Below are 24,270 nucleotides of genomic sequence, written 5' to 3' on the forward strand. Positions count from 1 at the left end.
CAATCTTCAGCGGTGGAAGCCCGGCAAAGAAGGCGAGCACCTGATTGCGCCGCAGTTTCTTGCGCAACACAGGCTGCTCGGCTTCATTCACGCCATGGAGCTGGAAAACGCTCTTTGACGTATCCATCCCAATGCGAATAAGTTTATCCACGGACGGTCTCCCTTGTTTGAGATTTGCAACGACCTCATTCTGGCACATTGCGATGCCGTCGGGGGCCGTCCACCCCAACACGTACCCAAAAGTACGCTCCGCTCCGGTTCTCGGAGCCCATAACTCTCGGCTCGGCCTGACCTGAATCTCGACACAGCTTACGTTGCTTAACGACTTTCAGAGCAATGCGAAGATGAAGCAGGCCATCGACACGATGGCGGTGATGGTGCGGACGTGGTTCCACATCACCCATTGGTTCAGATGGTTCGCCCACACGGCTGCGCCATTGGCGCTGGCCGGGTCGACGGCGGCAAGCGCATCGTTGAGCGGCACATTGAAGACCATGGTCACGATCGGGTTGCCGATCAGGTAGATCACCGCGCCGGCAAGCAGCCAGTAGGAGCCCGACTGGCTCCAGCCCATGATGGCGGCGGCGATAAGCACCAGGCAGAGCAGGCCGGTGCCGAACAACGCCGTCATGAAGGTCGGGGTGATCACTGTGACGTTGATCGAATTCATCGCCGCGATGCCTTGAGGGACGGGCAGCCGGGCAAGCGCCGCCATGACGAAGTTGGAAAAGGCGAAGAACACGCCGCCGACGACGCCCGAGCCGATTGCGGCAATGATGGTGAGGGTGGGAAGAAGCTTCATCATCTCAGTTACTCCAGATGCCGGTTGCGGCGGTTTCATTTGCGTAGGCGGAAAAGTCTTTCGGCGCACGGCCAAGCACGCGCTGGACGCCGTCGGTCAGCGCCTCGTTGCGGCCGTCAAGCACTTCAGTGAATAGCTCGTTGAGCAGCCAGGTGATTTCGGGCGGCAGTTCATGTGCGGCCATCGCGGCGGCGAATTCGTCATGTGAGACCTTGATATAGCGGATGTCGCGGCCGGCCGCCTTGGCGATCTCGGCGACCGCGTCGGCGAAGCTCAGGAGCCGCGGCCCGGTCAGTTCATAGAGCTGGCCGACATGGCCCGGCTCGGTCAGCGCAACGAAGGCCGCGTCGGCAATGTCGTCGGCATCGATAAAGGGCTCACCGACATTGCCGACTGGCAAGGCTACTTCACCCCCGAGCAAGGACTCGACGAGAAAGCCTTCGCTGAAGTTCTGCGAAAACCAGGCACAGCGCAGGATCGTCCAGTCGGCGCCCGAGGCTTTGACCATTTCTTCGGCGCGCTGGGCCTCCGTCTCGCCGCGCCCGGAGAGCAGCACCAGGCGGGTGACGCCATTGGCCACGGCAAGCCTGGCGAAGGCGCCGACAGTCTCGGCGGCACCCGGCACGGCGATGTCGGGATAGTAGCTGATGTAGATGGCGCCGACGCCCTGCATGGCCAGGCCCCAGGTCGCGGGAACCTCCCAGTCAAAGCGTGGGCTGCCCGAGCGCGAGCCGATGCGCACGGGAACGTCCTTTGCGGTCAGGCGCTCGGCCAGGCGGCGGCCAGTCTTGCCGGTGCCGCCGAGGATCAGGATTGGTTTTGAACTCGTGTCAGTCATTTTCGTTTTCCTCTCTTTTTCAAACATGAGTAATACTCACATTTGCAAAACGTGATAAACCCTCGTATTCTTCAAGTCAAGCGCGTTCGCTGAAAATTCTTGGAGGGACCATGGAAGGCAGGACCGTTGAGCAGGATGGGCAGGTCGGATCACCGCGGCGGGCGCCCAGCCAGCAACGCAGCCGCGAGCGGGTCGAGCGCATGCTGGCCGCCGCCTCGGCGCTGATTGCCCAACAAGGCAGCGACGCCATGCGCATGGGCGAGGTGGCGGAGAAGGCAGGGGTGTCGATCGGCTCGCTCTACCAGTTCTTTCCCGACAAGCGGGCGATCGTGTGGGCGCTGGCCGAGCGCTACACCGCCGAAAGCCAGGCCTGCATTTCGGGTGCACTCAGGGATGTCGTCGACGCCGAGGGCCTACGGCAGGCGTTTTCAGAGTTGGTCGATATCTACTACCAGCTGTTCCTGGCTGAGCCGGTGATGCGCGACATCTGGTCGGGCACGCAGGCCGACAAGGCGCTGCGCCAGCTCGAACTCGCCGATAGCCGAGCCAATGCCGAATTCCTGACCGCCGTGCTCAAGCGCCTGCAACCCGGCGCCGATCCGGTGGCGCTGGAGACGACGGCGTTTCTGGTATGGCAGATGGGCGAGGCTGCCGTGCGGCTGGCGATCTCGGTCGACCGGCAGGAGGGCGACAGGCTGGTCGCCGCCTACAAGCGCATGGCGTTGAGGGAGTTGTTGGAAGGGTAGGCTCTCACCCTCCCCACAAGGGGGAGGTAGAGGCGCGCCAGCTTGAAGCGACCTTCTTTGGCGGCAACAAAAAACCCGCCACAAGGGCGGGTTTCTGATCTGCGAAAGCCGATAGGCTTAGAGGCCGAAACCTTCGAAACGCTTCTTGAACTTCGACAGGCGGCCACCGCGGTCGAGCAGGGTCTGCTGGCCGCCGGTCCAGGCCGGGTGCGTGGTCGGGTCGATATCGAGGTTCATCGTATCGCCTTCCTTGCCCCAGGTCGAACGGGTCGAGTATTCAGTGCCATCGGTCATGACGACCTTGATCGTGTGGTAATCGGGATGGATGTCGGCCTTCATTGTCGTGCTTCCTGGCTGTGGCGCTGCCGACGGGCCCGTGGCCTGCGTCGATGCGCCCCTTTTTAAAACTCGAAGCCGCAGCTATTGAAAAGCCACGGCTTCTAAAACGGTCGGCGAGCCTATACATCAGCCGGAATTGAATCACAAGGCCGTGGCAGGCGCATATTGAAAGCGCTTACCTGGAAGCGGCCAGAGGAAACGGTCATGGCGGATATCAGCGGCGAGCAAGACGAGCGCAGACGCTCGCTCGGGCCGCTCAGGCGCCTCTATCCCTACATCGCCCGCTACCGCAAACTGGTCATCGGCGCCGTCATTTCGCTGGCCATCGCGGCGGCGACGACGCTGACGCTGCCGCTCGCCGTGCGGCGCATGATCGACCACGGTTTCAGCGCGTCCAGCACCACCTTCATCGCCGAGTACTTCGCCGCTTTGGTGGCGATGGCCGCGCTTTTGGCGGCGGCATCGGCTGGCCGCTACTATTTCGTCATCACGCTCGGCGAGCGGGTCGTTGCCGACATCCGCAGCGATGTGTTTTCGCATGTCACGACGCTGTCGCCTTCCTTTTTCGACACCGCCCAGTCAGGCGAGATCGTCTCGCGGCTTGCCGCCGACACGACGCAGGTCAAATCCGCCGTCGGCGCCACCGCCTCGGTGGCGCTGCGCAATGTCATCCTCGGTCTCGGCGCAGTGGCGATGATGGTCGTCACCAGCCCGAAACTGTCCGGCCTGGTGATAGCGGCCATTCCGCTGATCGTGCTGCCGCTGGTCGCCTTCGGCCGCTCGGTCCGGCGCCGGTCGCGGCAGGCGCAGGACACGCTGGCGCAAGCCACTGCCTATGCCAGCGAGCAGATCGGGGCGGTGCGCACGCTGCAAGCCTTCACCAACGAGACACTCGTCACCGGGCGGTTCTCGGCCGCGGTGGAAGCCGCCTTCCAGGCGGCGCGCTCGTCGATCTTCTCCCGCTCGCTGCTCACCTTCTTTGCCATCTTCATGATCTTTTCCTCGGTCGTGGCGGTGTTGTGGTTCGGCTCGCGCGATGTGCTCGCCGGCACGATGTCGCCCGGTACGCTCGGCCAGTTCCTGCTCTATTCGGTGTTTGCCGCCGGCGCACTCGGCGCGTTGTCGGAAGTCTGGGGCGAGCTTGCCCAGGCGGCAGGCGCGGCCGAAAGGCTGACCGAGATCCTGGACGAGACGCCGGCGATCCAGTCGCCGGCCAACCCGCTGCCGCTGCCTGCCAAGGCGAAAGGCGCGATCAGCTTCGACGACGTCTCCTTCTCCTATCCGGCGCGGCCCGACCGCGCCGCCGTCCACGGCTTGAGTTTCCAGGTGAAGCCCGGCGAGACGGTGGCGATCGTTGGCCCTTCGGGCGCCGGGAAAAGCACCGTCTTTTCGCTGATCCTGCGCTTTTACGATCCCGAGACCGGCCGTATCGCCATTGACGGCGTTGACGTGCGCGAGGCCGATCCGGCCGATGTCAGGGCACGCATCGCCATCGTGCCGCAGGACGTCACCATCTTTGCGGCCAGCGCACGCGACAATATCGGCTTCGGCCGCCCGGGCGCCTCGAATGCCGAGATCGAGGCGGCCGCCAGGGATGCGCTGGCCGACGAGTTCATCCTGCGGCTCGACAAGGGCTATGACAGCCAGGTCGGCGAGCGCGGCGTGACTTTGTCTGGCGGCCAGCGCCAGCGCGTGGCGATCGCCCGCGCCATCCTGCGCGATGCGCCGATCCTGTTGCTCGATGAGGCGACTTCTGCGCTCGACGCCGAAAGCGAAACGCTGGTGCAGAAGGCGCTGGAACGGCTGATGCAGGGCCGCACCACCATCGTCATCGCTCACCGGCTGGCGACCGTGCTGAAGGCCGATCGTATCCTGGTCATGGATGGCGGCCGCATCGTCGAGGAAGGCACGCATCAGAGCCTGGTCGCCAAGGGCGGCATCTATGCGCGGCTGGCCAAACTGCAGTTCGAAACCGGCGCCAGCGCCTTCAGGGGTGCCGCCGAGTAATCGTTGCTAGGCAGATAGAGTTCAGCTGCGGGCAGGCTGGCGCCGACCGCGCCGGACAGCGATGAATACCGGGACACCGACGAACAAGGTCAAGAGGAACATGCTGGCGATGATCTGTCGCTGTTCCGTGTCCGGATCGCTGACCTTCACTTCGGCGGTCGGCGGATCGACGTAGGTGAAGTCATATTCCCACTGAACGTCCTTAGAGATGTCCTCGACGGATTTCAGATAATCCGCAATCGCCGTGGCAGGAACTTCCCTCGCCAGCGTCTGCAAATTCCATTCCGCCCGGAATTCGGTTGCCGTGTTGCTCCACGACGTCTTGAGCGACACATAGGGTGTCACGATGTTTTTTATTTCCTCGCCGGAAAACCTCGCCTTGAGGTTGCGCACCGTCACGCTGTGTCGACGGTAATACGGAGAGCCGAGGGATATGGGGCCGCGGCGGCCGACGATGGTCGGGGTCGGGAGATAGTTGCCGAGATCCGCCGCCTGGATGGGGAAATTCTTGGCAAGATCGTTGGCCGCCAGCGCCTGCGCCGGCAGCGAATAGCTCTCTTTCACGCTGACGATGTTGCCGTCGCGTTGATCCAGGATTTCCAGCTTTGCGATGCTTTGAATGCCCGGATACTGCTTGCTGTAATATTTCAGGTAGTTGTCCGACAGTTCGGTCAGCGACTGGCCAGCCAGCCTGTTGCGCATCGAGTCGGCGTCGGCGCCTTCGTACATGGAAAAGACCGTCAGCGACAACGGATCGCCCGGCTTCTCGGGAAACTCGAATTCTTCCGCGACCTGGATCGATGGGCTGGTCAGCTCCGGGGTTGGCATCTTCTCCAATCCGCCGGTGCTGGAAAGCGGCAGCGCGAACCCATAATCGGCCTGCGCAAGATTGTATGCCTTGCCGCCCTGAAGATCGTTGGTGGCATCCAGCCAGTATGTCTGGGTTCCGATCTTCGCCTTGACGATGGCATGGTCGAAATCGCGCAGGGCCGGCAGGTGCTGGTCCAACGCCCGCCCATGGTCGAGATCGGCCAGGGCGACCTCGGCAGAAATGCCAAGTCGCACAAGCGACGAGGCAAGCAGCAATGCCTTGTCCTTGCAGTCGCCAAACCCGCTTTGCAGGACGGTCGCTGGATCGCGCGGAACATAGGATCCTGCACCGATCGACAGGCTGACATAACGGATCTGGTCCTGCACCAGCCGCGTCGCCTGGATCATCCTGTCTTCGGCTACGGGATGCTTGACGGCTATGTCGTCGAGCTTGGCTGCGAAGTCGGCGGGAAAATCGGTCACCGGCCTGTAGTGGGGCGCAATGGCGTCGACGACGCTTTGCCAGTTTGCGGTCGAGGCCACGTCGAGGGAGCCCCAGGCCGGATACTGCGCCGGCAGGTTGTCCTCGACCTTCACCGGCTTCGGATTGCGGATCTCCCACAAATAGACGGTGTCCGATCCCGACGAAGAGATTGCCGGCTTGAGTTCCGTTCCTCGTGCCTTGATCTGAAGCGGCTGAGTGGCGGGCCAGGTGATGTTTGCGCGGATCAGCGCCACCGGCTCTTCCCACTCGGTCGCAAAGCTGAAGAAGAAAAGATCCTTGCCGACAAGCGGCGTGATTTCATAGGTCGTCGCATAGTCGACAATGTCGCCGACACGCACGTCTTCGACGTTGACATGGGCCGTCAGCCAGCCGTCGTACAGGCCTTTCTCGGCGTCCTTTTCCTGCCTGAAAATATCGAATTTCGTGCTTGCCAGCCGGTCGATCACGGCGCCATCGCGGATGATGCGCAGATGGTTCAAGGTGACTTTGTGCCGCGACGGATCGAACTGCAGGTTGATTCCGGCGCCCTGCTCGAGGCCTGGCCGGTCGACGATCTTGTAGACCGTGCGCGAGTATTGGTCGTAACCGCCGGTGCGGTGGACGATCTGGTCGTCCGAGAGCAGCCACGAGATGCCGTTCCTGATCTGGTCGGATCGGGTGGCGTCAGCTGAGGGAACATCGATCAGCCTGGTCCAGGACGGCGCTGGTCCGATAAGAACCACCTCGTCGGACAGGGCCGGAGAACTCAAGCTGATCAGAAAGAGGGCGAAGCCGATGAGCCGCCAGCAAGACTTGATCACACGAAAACCAATACAGGCCGACATCCAGCTTCGCCAACTCTAGACCGGTTCATCGTTTCACGGAAAACGCTGAACCGCTCCGCCCCTTTGTTTTGACGCAATTCGAAAAACAACTCTTTTTCAGAGGCTTTCCAGCAGAAGTAAAGCCCATCGGCCGAAGTTTTTGGAGCCTGCGGCGGCCGGAACTAGTCGGCCCCGTAGCGCTGCTTCAGGTGACGGGTGAAATGCGCGGCGTTCAGTTTCTCGCCGGTGGCGCGTTCGAGCAGGTCGGGCGTCGACCAGTGTGAGCCCTGCGACCAGATCTTGTCGCGGCGCCAGCCGTTGATGGCCTCGAAGTTTCCTTTTGCCAGATCGTCGTTGGCGGAAGGATGCTCGCTGGTCAGCGCCGCCCACTGCTGCGCCGCCATCATGGCGCCCAGCGTATAGGACGGGAAATAGCCGAAGGCAGCACCTGGCCAATGCACGTCCTGCATCGGCCCGTCGGCCGGATTGTCGATGGTCGAAAGGCCAAGGTACTCCTGCATCTTGGCGTCCCACGCCTCGGGCAGGTCGGCGGCCTGCAGCCGCCCCGAGACAAGCTCCTGCTCCAGCTCGTAGCGCAGGATGACATGCAGCGGATAGGTGACCTCGTCGGCGTCGACGCGGATCAGGCCGCGCTCGACCCGGTGCACATGCGGCAGGATGTCGTCGAGCGACCAGGCCTCGCCGAGATGCTGTTCGACCACGGGCAGCGCCCAGCGCCAGAATTCGGGGTTGCGGCCGATCTGCTTCTCGACGAACAGGCTCTGGCTTTCATGCACCGCCATGCCGCGCGCCTTGCCGAGCGGCCAGTGCGCCCAAGCCTTCGGCAGGTTCTGCTCGTAGAGCGCATGGCCGGTCTCGTGCAGCACGCCCATCAGCGCCGACAGGAAATCGGAGGTCTTGTAGCGGGTGGTGATGCGCACGTCGCTCGGCACGCCGCCGCAGAAAGGATGGTGCGACACCGACAGCGAGCCATGGGTAAGGTCGAACCCGACTGCCGCCATCATGGCGAGACCGAGCTCGCGCTGTTTGTCGATCGAATAGTTGCCCGAAAGCGGCTTCAGCGGGCGCTTGGCCAGCCGTTCTTCCTGCACGGCCAGCGCTTGCGGCACAAAGCCCTTCAGGAACGTCTTCAACTCGGCGAAGACCGGCGTGATGTCGGCGGCGCGGTTGCCGGGATCGTATTGCTCCATCAGCGCGTCGTAGGGATCGAGGCCGAGCGCGTCGGCGCGCAGGGCCGCCTCCTCGCGCACCAGCGCGATGACACCTTCGAGCGCCGGCAGGAAGCCGGCCCAGTCGTTCTTGGCGCGCAGGGCGCGCCAGAGTTGCTCGGAGCGCATGCGCGCCACCGTCTGGCGTTCGACGAATTCGACCGGCAGGCAGGTCAGGTTGGTGTATTGCCGGCGTAATTCGCGAACCGCCGCCTGCTGCTCCTCATTCAGCGCTTCTTGTTCGGCGGCAGCAAGCCAGTCGGCGATTTCCGGCGCGGTTGCCCTGATATGCAGCATGCCGGCCAGGGAAGACATCGCTTCGGCGCGCTTCTCGCCGCCACCGACGGCCATGTGGGTCGCCTCGTCGGCGCCGAGGATGGCGAGCGCATGTTCCAGCGCTTCGAGCTTGTGGCAGAGGTCGTCGAGTTTCTGAAAGGACATGGCAGGTTCCGCGTTTTGGACGGCGGGAAAAGATACCAATGCGCCAGGCTTGGCAACCCTGCACAAGTGTCGGTTGATGGGCGCAAGGCGGCGCGAGCTTGCACGCCGCGGCGAGCATGCTCAATATGGCCCGACGGCGTGAAGCGGCCTGGGGGAGAAAGACATGATCGCCAACATACTGGTCGGGCTGGTAGCCCTGATCCACCTCTACATCGTCTATCTGGAGATGGTGGCATGGGACACGCCGCGTGGCCACAAGGCGTTCAACCTCAAGCCCGACTTCGCCAGCGCATCGAAGGTGCTGGCCGCCAATCAGGGCCTTTACAACGGCTTCCTTGCCGCCGGGCTGATCTGGGGCCTCTATCTCGGCGCGGCGGGATTCCAGATCAAGGTGTTCTTCCTGCTTTGCGTCGCCATCGCCGGGCTCTATGGCGCGGCGACCGCCAGCAGGAAAATCCTGTATATCCAGACCGTGCCGGCGGTGGTTGCGCTCGTCGCGCTCTGGCTGGGCTGGTGACAAAAAAGACGCCCTTGGAGCCAAGGGCGTCAGACAGTCCCTTCCTCACTCTTGGGATATCAGAGCGGACCTCAGCCGTTCGGATAGTGGCCGCCGTCGGCGCCATCGCCCATCAGGAAGCCGCTGCCGGTATCGACCATCAGCTTCTGGTTGACGTTGTCGAGGCGGCGCAGCAGGTCGTGATACTGCGTGGCCGGGATCCTGCCATGATCCGAACCGGCGACCCGTTTGGCGGCCTGGCTGATATGCGCCGCGCGCAGATGCAGCCGCTGCGCTTCGGCCGACGTGATCGTGTTGGCCTGCCTGGCATCGGTGATGCCCTGGTCGACGCCTTGTATCTGCTCGATCAAGCCGGTCACGCGCGGACCGGTCATGTCGGTCGGGTCGCTGGCGTCGAGGGCGCCCTTGTGATGTCCGGCGGCATAGGCGCCGGCGAGCGGAACGGCGATTAGTAGTGTCGTGAGGGTTGCAGTCCTGAGAGTCTTCAAAGAACGCATGATGTGCGTCTCCTCCTGCTGTGGAAGGGCAAGCGCTGTCGCTCCGCCTTCCGGGGCGGGCCGTCGGGTTCCGTCGCGTCGCGATGGGAGGCATCGCCGGCGGGTCTCGGCCCTGCGCCGCAAATTAGGAGCCCGGAAACGCGAAGTGTAATTAAAAAAAGATAATGTTTTCAGGCCTTGCCGGGGCCGCCTTGCGCCCTAGAGTTGAGCCGACGAACAAATTCGCGTGACTAAAAATCACCGTTCGGTGAGCTTCAGTTCAATGCGACGGTTCTTGTTACGGGCGTCTTCGGTGTCGGCGGGGTCGAGCGGCTGGAATTCGCCGAAGCCGGCGGCGACCAACCGGTTGGCGGGCACGCCGTTCTCGATCAGGAACTTGACCACCGAAGTCGAACGCGCCGTCGACAGTTCCCAATTGTCGCGATAGCGGCCGGTGCCCGACAGCGGCTTGTTGTCGGTGTGGCCATCGACGCGCAGCACCCAGTTGATCTCCGGGGGAATTTCCTTTTGCAGTTCGATGATGGCGTCGGCGAGCTTCTTCATCTCGACCTTGCCGGCATCATTGATCACTTCGGAGCCGGTCGGGAACAGCACCTCCGACTGGAAGACGAAGCGGTCGCCGACGATGCGGATGTTCTCGCGGTCGGCGAGGATTTCGCGCAGGCGGCCGAAGAAGTCGGAGCGGTAGCGATTCAGCTCCTGCACGCGCTGCGCCAGCGCGACATTCAGCCGACGGCCGAGATCGGCGATCTTGGTGTTGGAATCGCGGTCGCGCGTTTCCGACACGTTGAGCGCATCTTCAAGCGCGCCGATCTGTTTGCGCAGTGCGGCGATCTGCTGATTGAGGATTTCGACCTGGCTCAGCGCCTGCTGGCTGATCTGGCGCTGGCTGTCGAGTTCGCCGCCCAGCTCTACGGCACGCTGGTTGGCGGCGTCGCCGGCGCCGGCACCTTGCGCCAGCAATTGCTCCAGCCGGCTCTTTTCCGCCTCTGACGCCGACAGCGATGCCTGCAGATTGGCGAGCGAATCATCCTTGTCCTGCGTCGTCGAGCGCTCCAGCGCCAGCAGTTGCGTCAGTTCGTTGATCTGCGAGTTGAGGCGTGTGAGCGCCGTATCCTTGCCGGAGAGTTCGCGGCCGAGCAGGAATTGCGCCAGCACGAAAACGGTGAGCAGGAACATGATCGCCAGAAGCAGCGTCGACAGCGCGTCGACGAAGCCCGGCCAATAGTCGATGCGGCGGTCGGTGCGTCGGCCCCTGGCGAGCGCCATGCTAGTGGACCCCAGGCTTCTTCAGCGCGTCGGCGATTTTTTCCAGCGTGTTGCGCATCGCCTTCTGCTCGTCCGACTGGGCTTCGACCCAGTCGCGCATGATCTGCTGCTCGGAGCGCATGTTCTTGACCAGGCCGGAAATGCCGTCGGCGAGATTGGCCATGGCGGTGGCGACGCGCGGATTGGAGCCGCCGCCGTTTTCCTGCATGCTGCGCAGCCGTTCCGACAAAAGGCGGATCTCGTCGGAGGGTTCGCTCTTGGCCGGATCGGCAACGACGATGTCGGAGGAGAGATCGGTGACCGAAGACAGCCAGTTTTCAAGCTCGGTGTAGAAACGGGTCTGGGCGCGGCCGGCCTGCAGGTCGAGGAAGCCGAGCACCAGCGAACCGGAAAGGCCGAAGAGCGAGGACGAGAAGGCGGTGCCCATGCCGGCCAGCGGCGCCGACAGCCCCTGTTTCAGCGAATCGAGCACGGCGGCGGCGTCGCCGGTGCCGGGATCGAGCGATTCGATGGTCTCGCGGATCGAGCCGATGGTGTTCAGCAGGCCCCAGAAGGTGCCGAGCAGGCCGAGGAACACCAGCAGGCCGACGAGGTAGCGCGAGGTGTCGCGGCTTTCGTCGAGGCGGGTGGCGATCGAATCCAGCATGGTGCGCATCGAGGAGGTCGAGAAGGCCACGGTCGAGGAACGGCCGATCATCGCCTTCATCGGCGCCAGCAGCACCGGTTCGGTGGTTTCGGAACCGGCGCGGAACGAATTGACCCAGCGCACTTCGCGAAACAGCCGTCCGACCTGGGTGAAGGCAAGCAGGATGCCGACCACCAGCACGCCGACGATCAGGCCGTTAAGACCAGGATTGCTGCCGAAGGCGGTCGAGATCTGGCGGGTGAGGATGGCGGCGATGAAGGCGACGATGACCAGGAAGATGACCATGGTCAGGAGGAAAACCTGGGGGCTCGACAGTTTGTGCGGATCATACATCAGGACATCAGAGCGTCTGCCCACGCCGAAGGATCTGAGAAAAGCCATCCGTGCCCCGTTTCCGATGCTCTTTATTTGCCTCGACGCAATTCCGAACGGGAAACCGCTCACACTTTCCCTGGAACTGCTCCAGTGCCGCCGATCACGTAATTCGCGACTCTAAACGGAATTGTGACCAAATTGAATGGCGCTTGGCAATATTGCCCGACAGATCGGGTGGCGCTCCGCCGTTCAGAGGCGGTTGATGACCAGGCAGTCGACCATTGCGGCAAGATGCAGCCCGGCGCCGGTGATGACAAAGCCGTGCCAGACGGCATTGTGGAAGCGCAGCCCCTTCCAGGCGAAGAAAATGACGCCGCAGGAATAGACGATGCCGCCGGCAACGATCAGCGCGATCGACGTCGTCGGCAATGTCGCGACCAGCGGCTTGACCAGAACGATGCCGCTCCAGCCGATGGCGAGATAGAAGACTATGGCCAGGCGGTCGAAGCGGCCGGGCAGAAACACTTTTATGGCGATGCCGGTCACGGCAGCGGTCCAGACAAGGACAATCATCGGCAGCGCCAGCGGCGAGTTTTCGAGCTGGGCCAGAAAGGGCGTGTAGGTCGCCGCAATCAGGAGATAGATCGCGGCATGGTCGAAGCGCCGCAAGATCCATTTCGCCGGCGATGTCACCGGCCACAGATTGTAGGTGAGCGAAACCGACAACACGGTCAGCAGCGACACCACAAAGAAGACGGCGGCGACGTATTCGCCGGGACCTGCATGGAAAGCGGCCAGTGCCAGCAAGGCCGAGCCCGCCGCTATCGCCAGCACGATGCCGACCGCGTGCACAATGCCGTCGGCGATCATCTCCGCGCGCGAATAGTGCCAGCGCCCGACAAAGGGGATTTCAATTGGCGATTCAGGCGGGGAAAGCGGCGTCATCGAAAATCCTGCATCAGCCCTTATCTGGGCGGTTGCCACGCAGCATTTCAAGCTTTGGTTGCGGTTTTACGACTGCGGCGCTTCAGCGCGCTGTCCCAGCATGCACAGTGATCAGCGTGCAGAAAGCGGCTTCTTCACAGCCTTGAGCAGCGCGCGCTGAATGACTTCATTGCCGGCAACGACCGAGCCTGCCTCCAGCATGTCCTGGCCGCCATCCATGTCGGAGACGAAGCCGCCGGCTTCACGGACCAGGAGCAGGCCAGCGGCGATATCCCATGCCGACAGGCCGGTTTCCCAGAAGCCGTCCATGCGGCCGGCGGCGACATAAGCGAGATCGAGCGCGGCCGAACCCAGGCGGCGCACGCCCGAGACCTCGGCCATCACATTGCGCAGCTCGACCAGGAAATTGCCGTGCTGGCCGCGGCCGAGATGCGGCACGCCGCAGCCGATAACGCAGTCGGTGAGCTTGCTGCGGCCGGCAACGCGAAGCCGGCGATCGTTCATGAAAGCGCCGCCACCACGCTCGGCGGTGTAGAGTTCGTCCATTGCCGGATTGTAAATCACGGCGGCGACGAGCTGGCCCTGACGCTCGAGCGCGATCGAGATGGAAAAGATCGGGATGCCGTGCAGGAAATTGGTGGTGCCGTCGAGCGGGTCGACGATCCAGCGATGCTGATCGTCATCGCCTTCGACCACGCCGCGCTCTTCCATCAGGAAGGCATAGCCCGGCCGCGCCTTCGACAGTTCGGCAAACAGAATGTCCTCGGCCTTGCGGTCGGCCTGGCTGACATAGTCGCCCGGCCCCTTCATCGACACCTGCAGGTTCTGCACCTCGCCGAAGTCACGCGACAGTGAGCGGCCGGCCTTCATGGCGGCCTGGACCATGACGTTGAGAAGTGCGGAGCGTGCCATAGTATCTTCTTCCTGCTGCTGCGTACCTTAGTCTTGATGCATGTCGGTGACCCAAAACCGGGGCCACTTTTGGGCGACATGCATCAGTCTGCGCGGCGCATGTAGGTGAGTTCGTTGGTGTCGACGACAATGCGTTCGCCGGCGCCGATGAATGGCGGCACCAGGACGCGAATGCCGTTTTCCAGTACCGCCGGCTTGTAGGAAGAAGCGGCGGTCTGGCCCTTCACCACCGGGTCGGCCTCGGTGATGGTCAGCGTCACCTGGTCGGGCAGCGAAATGCCGATCGGCCTGTCCTCATAAAGCTGGACCGTCACCATCATGCCGTCCTGCAGGAAGGCGGCGCGGTCGCCGACAAAATCCTTCGCCAGTTCGAGCTGCTCGTAGCTCTGCGTGTCCATGAACACCAGCGCGTCGTCCTGTGCGTAGAGGAAGGAAAAATCCTTCAGGTCGAGCCTGATCTGCTCGACGGTCTCGGCCGAACGGAAGCGCTCGTTGAGCTTGGTGCCGTTGATCAGGTTCTTCAGTTCGACCTGGTTGTAGGCGCCGCCCTTGCCGGGCTTGACGGTGTTGGTCTTGACCGCCACCCAGAGGCCGCCATCGTGCTCGATGACATAGCCGGGACGGATTTCGTTGCCATTGATCTTGGCCATGATGATGTTGATCCGGGAATGAGATGGTCGCTGGACAAGCGATTTCGGGCTCCCAAGACCACAAATCACCCGAAGAGGCAAGGGAGCGGGCAGGTTGGCGCCGGTCGGAAGGCATCGATACGCGCAGTCAGGCAGCGGATGCGGCGCCGACGCAGGCTCGATCAGCCGTGCTGATTGACAACTGACCCGATCGCGCCGGCGATGGCCTCGGCGACCTTCGTCAGCCGGTGGATATGCGGCGAGCGCAGGACGACGACCTGCATGGACAGGTCGAGTTTCTCCGTTTCGACAAGTGTCACGCCCTGCGGCAGCTGTCTGCCGAAAAGGCGCATTGGCATCAAGCCGACACCAAGGCCGCGGCGCACCCATTCCAGCTGCATGGCCGGGTCCTGGATTTCGGCGGCAATGGATAGTCTGCGGCCGTCATCGCCAAGAGCGACAAGCAAAAGCTGGCGCGCATCACATGGCGCCGGGCTCAAAATCCAGGCTGCATTTTTGAGGTCGGATATCTGCCCCGCCTGCTCGTGCGTCACGATGCCGAGACGTTCGATGCCGATGCAGGCGCCGCCGTGCTCGCTGCCGCCCGCGCGCAGCACGATGGCGAGGTCGATCTGCCCACGATCGAACTGATCGACAAGTTCGGCGCTCCAGCCGGTCTTGAGCCGCAACGACACTTTCGGGAACATCGCCGCAGCATTGGCGATAGCCTCCGCCACGTCCCGGTCGGAGAGGCCATGGGCGAGACCAAGGCGAAGCAGGCCTTCCGGCTCGGCCTTCCCAGTAAAGGATTTCAGCGCTTCCACGGAAGCGAGGATGTCGCGGCCGCGCGCCAGCACTTCCAACCCGGCCGGGGTCAGGCGAGGCGGCTTTTGCCGGCGGTCGAGCAACGTGACGGCGAGCATGTCCTCCAGCCGCTGGATCTGCCTTGTGACGGCGGGCTGCGTCAGCGGCAGGCGCCGGGCGACCTTCTGGATCGAGCCCTCTTCGGCAAACAAGGCAAGGGTGCGCAGTTCCTCAAGTATCACCGTGTCCATGTCCTGTAGGCATAATCATTCTGAACATTATGAATTTGAAATCCACCGCCTGGCAAGTGATTTTCCTTTCAAGCGAAAGGACGATGAAAATGAAGGCAATCGAACTGCAGAGCCCGGGCGGCATCGACAATCTCAAGATGGTCGAACGGCCAATGCCGGAACCCGGCCGTCAGGAGATGATCATCAGGGTCAAGGCCACGGCGCTCAATTACCGCGATGTCGAGATCGCGCGCGGCAGCTATCACACGACATTCCCGTTGCCGCTGGTACCGCTTTCCGACGGCGTCGGCGAAGTCGTTGCTGTCGGCCCCGAGGTCAGCCGCTTCAAGGTCGGCGACCAGGTCTGCGGCACGTTCTGGCAACGTTGGGTCGGCGGCAGCTTCGCCATGGCCGAACCGTCATACCAGCGCGGCGGTCCGATCGACGGCTTGCTCAGCGAATTCGCCCGGCTGGACGAACAGGCGGCGGTCATCGTCCCGGCGCATCTCAGCGATGTCGAGGCGGCGACATTGCCTTGCGCCGCTGTCACCGCCTGGCATGCGTTGTTCACGGAAGGCAACCTCAAGCCAGGCGAAACCGTGCTCAGCCTCGGCACGGGCGGCGTGTCGCTGTTTGCCGTCCAATTCGCAAGGGCCGCCGGCGCACGCATCATCGTTACGTCGGGCAGCGATGAGAAACTTGCTCGGGCCAAAGAGCTCGGCGCGCACGACGGCGTCAACTACCGCGACACTACGGATTGGTCATCGGCCGTGCTGGCGCTGACCGATGGCCGCGGCGCCGATCACATCATCGAAGTCGGTGGTCCGCAAAGTTTCGCGCAGTCGCTCAAGGCGTCGGCGCGCGGCGCCCAGATCAATGTCATCGGTTATCTCGGCGGCAGTGAAGGGGCGATCAACCCGCTAGACATCTTCCGCCGCCAGGTGAAAGCCCGCGGCATACCGGTCGGCTCGCGCGAATCCTTCGAAGCCATGAACCGGGCGCTCGCCGTCAACCGGCTGCGGCCGGTGATCGACCGGGTCTTTCCCTGGGCAGAGGCAAAAGAAGCCTTTCGCCATCTCGAACGCGGCTCGCCATTCGGCAAGGTCGTGCTCGATCATACAAAGTGACGTCGCTCGTCAGGGCAGGCGGTTGGCCTTCTGCAGGGCCTGCTTGGTCTGATCGTCGGTCAGCCCTTGCAGGAAATCGTCCATCTGCGGATCGATAAGGCCGGCGCGACGGGCGACCACATACCAGGCCCCGGCCAGGATCAGGTCTGGATCGGTGCCGATGCCGCCCATATAAAGCTTTGCCAGCCGGTTCTGGGCGGCGACGTTGCCGCCTTCGGCCGCCTGCTTCATCCAGTTGAAGCCGGATTTCAGGTCGCGGACGCCGCCGCGGCCCTCGATCATCCAGGCGGCAAGATCGATCTGCGCGGTGTCGTAGTTCTGCCTGGCAGCCTGCGCCAGCAGGCGGCGCGCCTGGGCGTCGTCGCGCGGCTTGCCGCCGACGCCATTGGCATAGACCTGCGCCATCGCATATTGGGCGTCGGCAAGCCCGGTCGCGGCGGCGCGTTCGTAGTAGGGCACGGCCCTGGCGATGCCGGCATCGCCCGGATCCTGCTGCACCAGCAGCTGCGCGAAGTTGAACTGCGCCAGGCGGTTGCCGGCCTCGGCGGCGGCCTGCATCAGCGCGTAGGCTCCCTTCTCGTCCTTCTTGACGTAGCGGCCATCGAGCAGCATCAGCGCATACTGGAACTGCGATTCAGGTATCCCCTGTTCGGCGGCCTGCGCGTACCATTTGGCGGCCTCGGCAGGGTTGAGCGGTACGCCCAGCCCGCGCGACAGGATCTCGGCGACCAGCGTTTGCGCTGCCGGGTCGCCATTCTTGGCCCGCACCAGCGCCAGATTGTAGGCGGTCTTGTAGAGGCCGCGCTGGAAGGCGCCATAGGCCGGGTCCGCCGGCTTGGCGCCGAAGCGCTCGGGATTGATGGCGTCGGCCGAGGGCAGCGGTGCGGTCGTCGCGGGCTGCGGCAGCGGAGTCTCAATCGGCTTGTCGACATGAACGCCGGAATCCGTGGTGCCGGTTTTCGGGGCACCGGCCTTTGCGGCACCCGCATCGGGGGTGCCCGCATCCGGCGCGCTGATGGCGGGTGCGCTGGTGTCGGGCCTCGGCTGCGGCAGCGGCACGGTTTCCGCCGCGCTCGCCGCCCCGCTCATCAAGGCCGCAACGAGAACCGCGATAGGAAGTCCGGGTCGGCGCACGTCAGTCCTCGAAGCGCGGCGCGGTTTGATCGAGCAGTGCATTGGCGGCAGCAATGGCCGCCTCGGGATCGGTGCCATCGGCGAAGACGGCGCTGGACAGCGCCACGAATTCGGCGCCGGTGTCCGCCACCGCCTCGACCGAAGCCAGGTCCGATCCGGCCATGACGATGCAAGGGATCTGGATCATGTCGGCCCACCAGCGGCCGAGCGACAGGTTGCGCGGATGCGGTTCCGGCTTGTTGTCGTAGCCGAAGCGGCCGAAGAAGATGTAATCGGGCCTGGTTTCGCCGAGTTCCAGCGCGTCGTCGCGGGTCTTGGCGCCGCCGGCGCCGACCATCATCTTGCCCTGGAAGTGTTCGATGGTCTCGGCGAGTGCGTCCTTGGAAACCTCGACATGAATACCGTCGGCCTGGACGCGGCCGGCAATGCGGGTGTCGCCGGCAATGATGACGGCGATGCCGGCCGCCTGCGCCGCCGGCACGATCTGTTCGGCAAAGGCCTGGAAGGCAGCCTCGTCCATACCGTTTTCAGGCAGGATCAGCGAAGCGATGTCGCCACCCTCGAAGGCCGCGGCAATGCGCTGCGCCTGTGCGTCCTTGGGCGCGATCAGCACGATGCGGCAGCGGTTGGGAGGTGTTGCGTCGTTCATTGGCTTTCGATCCCGGATTTCGCCTATGCCGGGCGAAGATGGTTGGATTGCGGCATAGAGCAAAGCGCCGGGATTGAACAGGCGCTAGCTGTCAGGCGACAATCGCTGTTCGGAACGAAGAGCGTTGCTGGCTTTCATGATGAGGTCAAACACCTTCGAGGGCCCTTCGATGCCAAGAAATTGTGGGACGGGGTCAAAAGCTGGAGACCAGCTGCCCGTCCTTGAATTTCCGAAGAAAGATGCTGCGGGTCCGAAACGCAAATTGCCACGCTTTGCTTCCCCGCCCGTCATTTGGATATCGGGAAGACGCTCAAGATCGATCGATATGAAGTTGGAGGAAGGGGCGGTTCGCATGATGAGAATACGCTTATCGGTGACTGCGTAAGCGATACGTCGTCTCACCCATGCGTCGACGGCAAACCTGCCAAAGACGAAGAAGAGCCCGATGCAGACGAACATCCCTCCCCACGCATAGAAGAAAACCGGCGCGCCTTGGCTTGCCGCCGTGTAGGTCCAGAAAATTGCAAACCCGCACCACAGCAGGCTGAACGGGATAAGAAACATATCGCTGCTGGCGAACAATATGCCTTGCGCGGGAAAACCGCTCCACAAGATGCGTTCGCGAGGCAGCAGCCGTTTCTGAAAGATACCGACGTCCACGTTACCACCTCATCGCATGCACCCAGGCTTTCATCGCACGAGTTCTGCCTGTGGTGCAAATCCGTGGCGCATTATCTGCTGATGTGAGCGTTCTGCGCCGGCGTTTTCGACTTCCACAATGCCCAGCCGAGATTCATGCCGGCGGCGGCGATCAGGATGGCGGCGGCGCCGACGAGCTGGGCCGGATGCAGCCGGTGGCCGAAGGCAATGACATCGACCAGGATTGCCACGACAGGATAGATGAAGGACAGCGACCCCTGCAGATGCGTCGGCAGTTTCTGGATGGCGCCATACATCAATATGTAGACCAGGCTGGTGTGGACGACGCCAAGGGTGATCAGCATGGCCCAGCTCCAGGTGTCGGCTGGCAAATGGGAGAGGTTGGCGAAGGGCGCCAGCATGACGACGCCGACGCAGACCTGGATCAGCGCGATCAAATGCGGCGGGGTGCCCTTCAGCTTCTTGGCGACGATTGCCGCGACGGCCCAGAAGAAGGCCGCGCCAAGCGCCATGCCGATGCCGGTGACATAATCGGTGCCGGTGATGCCGGAGCCGGGACCCGCATCGGGCCCTGTCTGCACGATCAGCAGCATGCCGGCGAAGGCGATGCCGAGCCAGGTCAGCTTGGTCAGGGTCAGCCGCTCGCCGAAGAACAGCGCGCCGAAGCCGACCAGCATGAAGGGCTGGGTGTTGTAGACCGCCGTGGCGATCGAGATCGAGGCGCGGGAAAAGGCGCTGAACAGCAACAGCCAGTTGATGACGATGGCCGCGCCGCCGAGAGCGGCGATGGCAACGATGCGAAGCGTCAGCCTGCCGCGCAGCAGCCCGAGTGCTGCGCAGGTGACCAGCAGTGCCACCGCGCCGAAGGCGCAGCGCCAGAACACCACGTCCATGACGGGCTGGCCCGACATGACGACGAACCAGCCGATCGTGCCGATGATCGTCATCGCCGCCGTCATCTCGATCGTGCCGCGCACCGTGCTGTCCATGACAATACCTCTGATATCCGTTGAGGTATGATAATCTCATGCGGTCCTGAGGGTTTATATGCCTTATGAAAGGTGATATACGGTGATAACCTAATTTAATAAGGCGAACTCCGCCTTTTGTCAGGGAATGAAAATGCTGGACGAGTTGGACAGAAAGCTTCTCGACATCCTGATCCGGGATTCCCGAACCTCGTTGAAGGATCTGGCGCAACAGGTCGGGTTATCGTCGCCGAGCGTTTCGGAGCGGCTCCGGCGGCTGGAGGAACGCGGCGTCATCCGCGCCTTCACCGTCGAGGTCGACCCGGAGGCGCTGGGCTATCCGCTGCAGGCGATCGTGCGGGTGCGGCCGCTGCCCGGCAAACTGCATATCGTGCAGAAGCTGATCGAGGAGATCCCGGAATTCGGCGAGTGCGACAAGGTCACCGGTGACGATTGTTTCGTGGCGCGGCTTTATGTGCGTTCGATGGGCGAGCTCGACAAGCTTCTCGACCGCATCGCCGACAAGGCGGAGACCAGCACCGCCATCATCAAGGCGCAGCCGATCCGGCGCCGCCCGCCCCCACTTGGGTAAGCGTCGTTTTAGCTAAAGCTCCAGCTTGTAACCGATGTGGCTGGCCTTGAAGCCGAGCCGGTCATAGAAGCGGTGCGCGTCGTGGCGGCTCTTGTTGGTGGTCAGCTGGACAATTTTGCAGCCGCGTTCGCGGCACTGTTCGACCGCCCATTCCAGCAGGCGTTGCCCCAGCCTTTCGCCGCGCCGGTCGGCAGCGACGCGGACAGCCTCGATCTGGCCGCGCAAGGCGCCCTGCAGCGACAGGCCGGCAAGGTAAGTGATCTGCAGCGTGCCGATCACCCTGCCGCCATCCGTCATCACGGCTAGAAACTGGTTGGGGTCGGCATCGATGGCGGCAAAGGCGTCGCGATAGGCCTTGGCGAGCGGCTCGGAGGCATCCTCGCGGCTGCTGCCGAGCGGATCGTCGGCGAGCATGGCGACGATGGCAGGCAAGTCGGCTGCTTCGGCGCGGCGGATGTGGAGTTCGCTCATTGTCAAAAACCTGGGGTCAAAACCTGGTGCATCGGGGATGGCGCCTTATGCATCGCCGGCAATCTTGCCGCAAACCCCGAACGATCAAGTTACAGACAGTTGATGACCGACATCGCCCTGCCGGAATTTCGCTGTCGCGGCGCACGGGTTTCTGGGTTATTGCAGGTCACCATCTTCCCTCCAGCCTCATTCTCCTCATGTCAGGTCTGCTCGCCGATCCGTGGTTCTATGCTGCCGCCATTCCGGCGGTGATCCTCGTCGGCTTGTCGAAAGGCGGCTTCGGCGGCGCCGTCGGTTTTGTCGGCGTGCCACTTATGGCGTTGGCCATGCCGCCGGTGCAGGCTGCCGCCATCCTGTTGCCGATCCTGTGCCTGATGGACATCGTTTCGGTGTGGACGTGGTGGGGCGTGTATGACCGCAAGATGCTGGTCGACATGATGCCGGGCGCGGTGATCGGCATTGGCCTGGGCTGGCTGACGGCGGCCCTTGTGACCGAAGAGATGGTGCGACTGATCGTCGGCGCCGTCGCGCTGATCTTCGTGCTGCGCTGGCTCTACCTGCAGTTTCGCCACGGTTCGGACCATGCGGCGGCGCCCAACCGCATCGCCGCCGCCTTCTGGGGCACCGTCGCCGGCTTCACCAGCTTCGTTGCTCATGTCGGCGGTCCGCCCTTCCAGGTCTATGCGCTGCCGATCAGGCTCGATCCGAAGGTGCTGTCGGGGACATCGGCGATCTTCTTTGCGGCCACCAACGCGCTGAAGCTGATCCCCTATTTCGCGCTCGGCCAGTTCGACACCGCCAATCTGACGGCGTCCGCCGTGCTGATGCCGCTGGCGCCGCTGGCCACCATTGCCGGCGCCTGGCTGGTGCGGCGCATGCGGCCGGAGATCTTTTATCCGTTCACTTACGCGACCGTGGCCGTCGTGGCGGTCAAGCTGCTGTGGGACGGCATCGCCGGCCTCATGTAGAGGCGAGGACGGCTGATAGCCGCCCTTGCCGGCGGCTGCATCACGCGGCGCTCGGGACCAGCCGGCGGCTACCGCCAAAGGCGAGCGTTGCGCCTGCGGCAATGACCAGTGCCATGCCGGCAAGGATACCGACATCATGCATGGTTGGCTTGAGCACCATGTCGGCGACGATTACCAGCATGACCGAATAGTCGAAGCGAGCGGTGCTCATCATGCGCTGACCCTCGGCAAGAGCGGCCGGCGTCGCGCCGTCCTTGGCGAGCATGGCGCCCATCCGTTCCCCGATCGGCTTGAAGATGAGCATGCCGATCGAGAAGGTCGTGGCGTAGCCGGCAAGGCCGATCAGGATCCAAAGGTCGGAAAAACCAACCCAGAAAATGCACATGACGAGCCCGAAGAGCAGCGTCAGCATGGACATCGGCGCGAAGAAACGGCCGCCCAGTTGCCCGCTGGCGCGAATCGCCTGCAGCTTGTCCTCGATGTTGCCGGCGCGCTCGGCAAGCACGCCAAGCAGGAACAGCACGAAGCCTCCCCCGACCCAGAGGATTGCCGAGGTGACGTGCAGAAACTTGACGATCGAGTACCAGTCCATGGTTTGCTCCAAGGTGTTCCGATGATCTGCGGCCGAGCGATTTGCGCCGGCCGTTTCAGAGAAGCGGGCGTTTAGCGCAACGCATGTTTCGGAACGATGTCGCGTCGACGCTCCAGCCTGTTACCGCAGTTTGATCACTCTTTTGGTCGCAAGCCTGTGACGACACGCCCGAATGCCAGGCGGCGGTCATTCAAACCGGACAGGCTCTGCGGCATGATCCTGAAACGTACGGGAACTAAGCCGCTCGCGACCGACGTTCCATTTTGGCCGCGCGCGATCGGACCAAGTCTGCGGCAACCAACGAGGGTATCCAATGCAAGGCGTAGCACGAAATTTCTTCACCCTGGCCGTCATCTACGCGCTGTGCGGCATGGCCTTGGGCCTGCACATGGCGATCACCAATGACCATGGGCAGATGCCGACCCACGCGCACACCATGGTGGCGGGTTGGCTGATGTCGGCGGTGTTCGCCTTCTTCTACCATTTGTTCCCTGCCGTCGGGCAAAAGACGATTGCTGTCGTCCATTTCTGGCTGACGGCAATCAGCGGCATCGTGCTGATGATCGGGCTTTATTTTGAACTTGCCGGCCATCCGGAGATCGAGCCGGTGCTGGGCTCTGCCTCGATAGGTTTTTATGCGGGAATGCTGCTGTTCGCCTTCATTTCCCTGCCGGCGGTCTGGAAGAAGGCTTGAGCAAGCTGACGATCGGGTTCCGCGGGCCGTTGTGCTGATACGGCACAGAAGGGCGGCGGTCGATCAAGAAATATCCGCTCCGTTAAGGGTTCATTAAGCTTTACAGGTGTTTACTATGTCCATCCAGTTATCTGGATTCTTACCGAGTGGTTGGAGCCACTTCGTTTGACGCCTCCCTGTTAAACTCCTGAGAGCCGCCTTATCCGCGGCTCTTTTTTTGTCCGCATTTTGGCGTGCTTAGCGCCCATCCGCCGGCGTTAACCGTTTGTTAAACATGTGCTTGCCTTCAACCGCGGCGAAGCGCATTTTCAAGCCTCAGTCATCTAGGGTGCCGGCGTGACGGCGAAGAGCCGAATCAGCCGACGGGGCAGTGCAGGGGCGTACGATGAACGAGCCTTCGAAGGGCATCGCGAAAACCATCAAACTGGCGGAACGCCGGGTTTTCTCCCAATCCTTCAAACCGCTTTACCAGGAGGGCATGGGCCTGGTCGAGCAGGCGGCCGAATATCTCGACGGCAAGGGCCGGGCCGAGGCGAAAAAGCTGTCCAGGCTGGCGGCGACGCTCTATGCAGCCGAATCGATGCGGCTGACCACCAGGCTGATGCAGGTTGCCTCCTGGTTGCTTTTGCAGCGAGCGGCAAACTCCGGCGAGATGACCCGCGACCAGGTCGCTTCGGAAAAATCCAAGGTGCGCCTCGACACCGCATCGGCGCATGACGAGGCGGTCGGCTGGAACGAACTGCCGAAGGATTTCCTCGACCTCGTCACCCGTTCGCTGCGCCTGCAGGCCCTGGTGCGCCGCATGGACGAAGAGATCTATGGCGGCGCGTTCACCGAGACGCCGTCCGCTGTCCGCCGCGTCAATCCGGTTTCCGACCAGATCACGCTGCTGAACACGGCTTTCGCCCGGGGCTAACAGCCTGCTTGATAATTCTACTTCGACGGACATCTGAAGCGGTTTTCCGCGCTTCCGGTGCTCATATGTGGACGGCCCCCCGCTTGCAAGTTTGATCGGGTCTCTTGCGCTCATATGTCCGGCCTTTTGCGCGCGGATCTGAGAGCGCTGGCCAAGATGGGCTACGCGGATAGCGAGTTCCAAACACGTACACGACATTGGCTGCCGGTGAGCAC

At 63.0% G+C, this 24,270-nt stretch carries 26 protein-coding genes and 1 pseudogene; 8 read left to right on the forward strand and 19 right to left on the reverse strand.

Features of this window, described 5'->3' with window-relative positions; all coding sequences use genetic code 11:
• From H0241_RS34660 to H0241_RS34670, 3 genes and pseudogenes are all read right to left on the reverse strand, one after another.
• Positions 1-151 (reverse strand): annotated as a pseudogene (locus H0241_RS34660) (IS110 family transposase); the annotation flags it as partial.
• Positions 152-328: 177 nt separating this feature from the next.
• Positions 329-805, reverse strand: a complete 477-nt coding sequence (locus H0241_RS34665) for an anthrone oxygenase family protein (RefSeq protein ID WP_181062200.1) — start codon at positions 803-805, stop codon at positions 329-331.
• Between the two features lies 1 nt (position 806).
• On the reverse strand, positions 807-1,640 hold the full coding sequence (locus H0241_RS34670) for an NAD(P)H-binding protein (protein WP_181062201.1): 834 nt from the start codon (positions 1,638-1,640) through the stop codon (positions 807-809).
• A gap of 110 nt (positions 1,641-1,750) precedes the next feature.
• Between H0241_RS34670 and H0241_RS34675 the strand changes: the two genes are divergently transcribed.
• A complete protein-coding gene (locus H0241_RS34675) occupies positions 1,751-2,386 on the forward strand; it encodes a TetR/AcrR family transcriptional regulator (RefSeq protein WP_181062202.1) in 636 nt (211 codons plus the stop codon).
• 117 nt (positions 2,387-2,503) lie between these two features.
• On the opposite strand, the gene rpmE is transcribed toward H0241_RS34675, so the two are convergent.
• Positions 2,504-2,725 carry a 50S ribosomal protein L31 gene (gene rpmE / locus H0241_RS34680; RefSeq protein ID WP_023668748.1) on the reverse strand — a complete coding sequence of 74 codons (222 nt, stop codon included), beginning with the start codon at positions 2,723-2,725 and terminating at the stop codon, positions 2,504-2,506.
• Positions 2,726-2,929: 204 nt separating this feature from the next.
• On the opposite strand from rpmE, the gene H0241_RS34685 reads away from it, so the two are divergent.
• On the forward strand, positions 2,930-4,732 hold the full coding sequence (locus H0241_RS34685; RefSeq protein ID WP_181062203.1) for an ABC transporter transmembrane domain-containing protein: 1,803 nt from the start codon (positions 2,930-2,932) through the stop codon (positions 4,730-4,732).
• Positions 4,733-4,753: 21 nt separating this feature from the next.
• Here H0241_RS34685 and H0241_RS34690 read toward each other — a convergent pair whose 3' ends face one another.
• The gene (locus H0241_RS34690) at positions 4,754-6,796 is read right to left on the reverse strand and encodes a DUF3857 domain-containing transglutaminase family protein (RefSeq protein ID WP_181062204.1); all 2,043 of its coding nucleotides are present in this window, start codon (positions 6,794-6,796) and stop codon (positions 4,754-4,756) included.
• Positions 6,797-7,032: 236 nt separating this feature from the next.
• Positions 7,033-8,520 (reverse strand): carboxypeptidase M32, encoded by a 1,488-nt coding sequence (locus H0241_RS34695; RefSeq protein WP_181062205.1) that lies wholly within the window; start codon positions 8,518-8,520, stop codon positions 7,033-7,035.
• 163 nt (positions 8,521-8,683) lie between these two features.
• Between H0241_RS34695 and H0241_RS34700 the strand changes: the two genes are divergently transcribed.
• On the forward strand, positions 8,684-9,037 hold the full coding sequence (locus H0241_RS34700; RefSeq protein ID WP_181062206.1) for a DUF1304 domain-containing protein: 354 nt from the start codon (positions 8,684-8,686) through the stop codon (positions 9,035-9,037).
• 71 nt (positions 9,038-9,108) lie between these two features.
• Here the strand turns inward: H0241_RS34700 and H0241_RS34705 are convergent, their stop codons facing one another.
• The 7 genes from H0241_RS34705 to H0241_RS34735 all read right to left on the reverse strand — a co-directional run bounded on the left by H0241_RS34705 (position 9,109) and on the right by H0241_RS34735 (position 15,296).
• Positions 9,109-9,534 carry a hypothetical protein gene (locus tag H0241_RS34705; RefSeq protein ID WP_181062207.1) on the reverse strand — a complete coding sequence of 142 codons (426 nt, stop codon included), beginning with the start codon at positions 9,532-9,534 and terminating at the stop codon, positions 9,109-9,111.
• A gap of 237 nt (positions 9,535-9,771) precedes the next feature.
• Complete coding sequence (locus H0241_RS34710; RefSeq protein WP_181062208.1) at positions 9,772-10,803, reverse strand: peptidoglycan -binding protein; 1,032 nt, start codon at positions 10,801-10,803, stop codon at positions 9,772-9,774.
• A 1-nt stretch (position 10,804) separates the two neighbouring features.
• Complete coding sequence (locus tag H0241_RS34715; RefSeq protein WP_181062209.1) at positions 10,805-11,830, reverse strand: MotA/TolQ/ExbB proton channel family protein; 1,026 nt, start codon at positions 11,828-11,830, stop codon at positions 10,805-10,807.
• Between the two features lie 183 nt (positions 11,831-12,013).
• Positions 12,014-12,709 (reverse strand): PAQR family membrane homeostasis protein TrhA, encoded by a 696-nt coding sequence (gene trhA, locus H0241_RS34720; protein ID WP_181062210.1) that lies wholly within the window; start codon positions 12,707-12,709, stop codon positions 12,014-12,016.
• Positions 12,710-12,820: 111 nt separating this feature from the next.
• Positions 12,821-13,621 carry an inositol monophosphatase family protein gene (locus H0241_RS34725; RefSeq protein WP_181062211.1) on the reverse strand — a complete coding sequence of 267 codons (801 nt, stop codon included), beginning with the start codon at positions 13,619-13,621 and terminating at the stop codon, positions 12,821-12,823.
• Positions 13,622-13,704: 83 nt separating this feature from the next.
• Complete coding sequence (gene efp / locus H0241_RS34730; protein ID WP_112559678.1) at positions 13,705-14,271, reverse strand: elongation factor P; 567 nt, start codon at positions 14,269-14,271, stop codon at positions 13,705-13,707.
• Positions 14,272-14,432: 161 nt separating this feature from the next.
• Positions 14,433-15,296: a LysR family transcriptional regulator gene (locus tag H0241_RS34735; RefSeq protein WP_210285188.1), complete on the reverse strand. Its 864-nt coding sequence runs from the start codon at positions 15,294-15,296 to the stop codon at positions 14,433-14,435.
• A gap of 98 nt (positions 15,297-15,394) precedes the next feature.
• Between H0241_RS34735 and H0241_RS34740 the strand changes: the two genes are divergently transcribed.
• Positions 15,395-16,411, forward strand: a complete 1,017-nt coding sequence (locus H0241_RS34740; RefSeq protein WP_181062213.1) for a zinc-dependent alcohol dehydrogenase family protein — start codon at positions 15,395-15,397, stop codon at positions 16,409-16,411.
• Positions 16,412-16,420: 9 nt separating this feature from the next.
• Here H0241_RS34740 and H0241_RS34745 read toward each other — a convergent pair whose 3' ends face one another.
• From H0241_RS34745 to H0241_RS34760, 4 genes are all read right to left on the reverse strand, one after another.
• Positions 16,421-17,500 carry a tetratricopeptide repeat protein gene (locus H0241_RS34745; protein WP_181062214.1) on the reverse strand — a complete coding sequence of 360 codons (1,080 nt, stop codon included), beginning with the start codon at positions 17,498-17,500 and terminating at the stop codon, positions 16,421-16,423.
• 46 nt (positions 17,501-17,546) lie between these two features.
• Entirely contained in the window at positions 17,547-18,194 is a 648-nt protein-coding gene (locus tag H0241_RS34750; protein ID WP_181062215.1) for a thiamine phosphate synthase, read from the reverse strand.
• 84 nt (positions 18,195-18,278) lie between these two features.
• The gene (locus H0241_RS34755; protein WP_181062216.1) at positions 18,279-18,854 is read right to left on the reverse strand and encodes a PH domain-containing protein; all 576 of its coding nucleotides are present in this window, start codon (positions 18,852-18,854) and stop codon (positions 18,279-18,281) included.
• 71 nt (positions 18,855-18,925) lie between these two features.
• Entirely contained in the window at positions 18,926-19,843 is a 918-nt protein-coding gene (locus H0241_RS34760) for a DMT family transporter (protein WP_181062217.1), read from the reverse strand.
• A gap of 133 nt (positions 19,844-19,976) precedes the next feature.
• Here H0241_RS34760 and H0241_RS34765 point away from each other — a divergent pair, with 133 nt between their 5' ends.
• Entirely contained in the window at positions 19,977-20,414 is a 438-nt protein-coding gene (locus tag H0241_RS34765; protein ID WP_181062218.1) for an Lrp/AsnC family transcriptional regulator, read from the forward strand.
• Positions 20,415-20,426: 12 nt separating this feature from the next.
• Here H0241_RS34765 and H0241_RS34770 read toward each other — a convergent pair whose 3' ends face one another.
• Positions 20,427-20,885, reverse strand: a complete 459-nt coding sequence (locus tag H0241_RS34770; RefSeq protein WP_181062219.1) for a GNAT family N-acetyltransferase — start codon at positions 20,883-20,885, stop codon at positions 20,427-20,429.
• Between the two features lie 197 nt (positions 20,886-21,082).
• On the opposite strand from H0241_RS34770, the gene H0241_RS34775 reads away from it, so the two are divergent.
• Positions 21,083-21,853, forward strand: coding sequence for a sulfite exporter TauE/SafE family protein (locus H0241_RS34775; RefSeq protein ID WP_181062220.1), 771 nt, complete (start codon positions 21,083-21,085; stop codon positions 21,851-21,853).
• A 40-nt stretch (positions 21,854-21,893) separates the two neighbouring features.
• Here H0241_RS34775 and H0241_RS34780 read toward each other — a convergent pair whose 3' ends face one another.
• Positions 21,894-22,445 (reverse strand): DUF2269 family protein, encoded by a 552-nt coding sequence (locus H0241_RS34780; protein ID WP_181062221.1) that lies wholly within the window; start codon positions 22,443-22,445, stop codon positions 21,894-21,896.
• A 313-nt stretch (positions 22,446-22,758) separates the two neighbouring features.
• Between H0241_RS34780 and H0241_RS34785 the strand changes: the two genes are divergently transcribed.
• Entirely contained in the window at positions 22,759-23,139 is a 381-nt protein-coding gene (locus H0241_RS34785; protein ID WP_181062222.1) for a hypothetical protein, read from the forward strand.
• 385 nt (positions 23,140-23,524) lie between these two features.
• A complete protein-coding gene (gene rcdA, locus H0241_RS34790; RefSeq protein WP_181062223.1) occupies positions 23,525-24,055 on the forward strand; it encodes a protease adaptor protein RcdA in 531 nt (176 codons plus the stop codon).
• The last annotated feature ends 215 nt before the right edge of the window (positions 24,056-24,270 follow it).

Source organism: Mesorhizobium neociceri (assembly GCF_013520985.1).
GTDB classification, from domain to species: domain Bacteria; phylum Pseudomonadota; class Alphaproteobacteria; order Rhizobiales; family Rhizobiaceae; genus Mesorhizobium; species Mesorhizobium neociceri.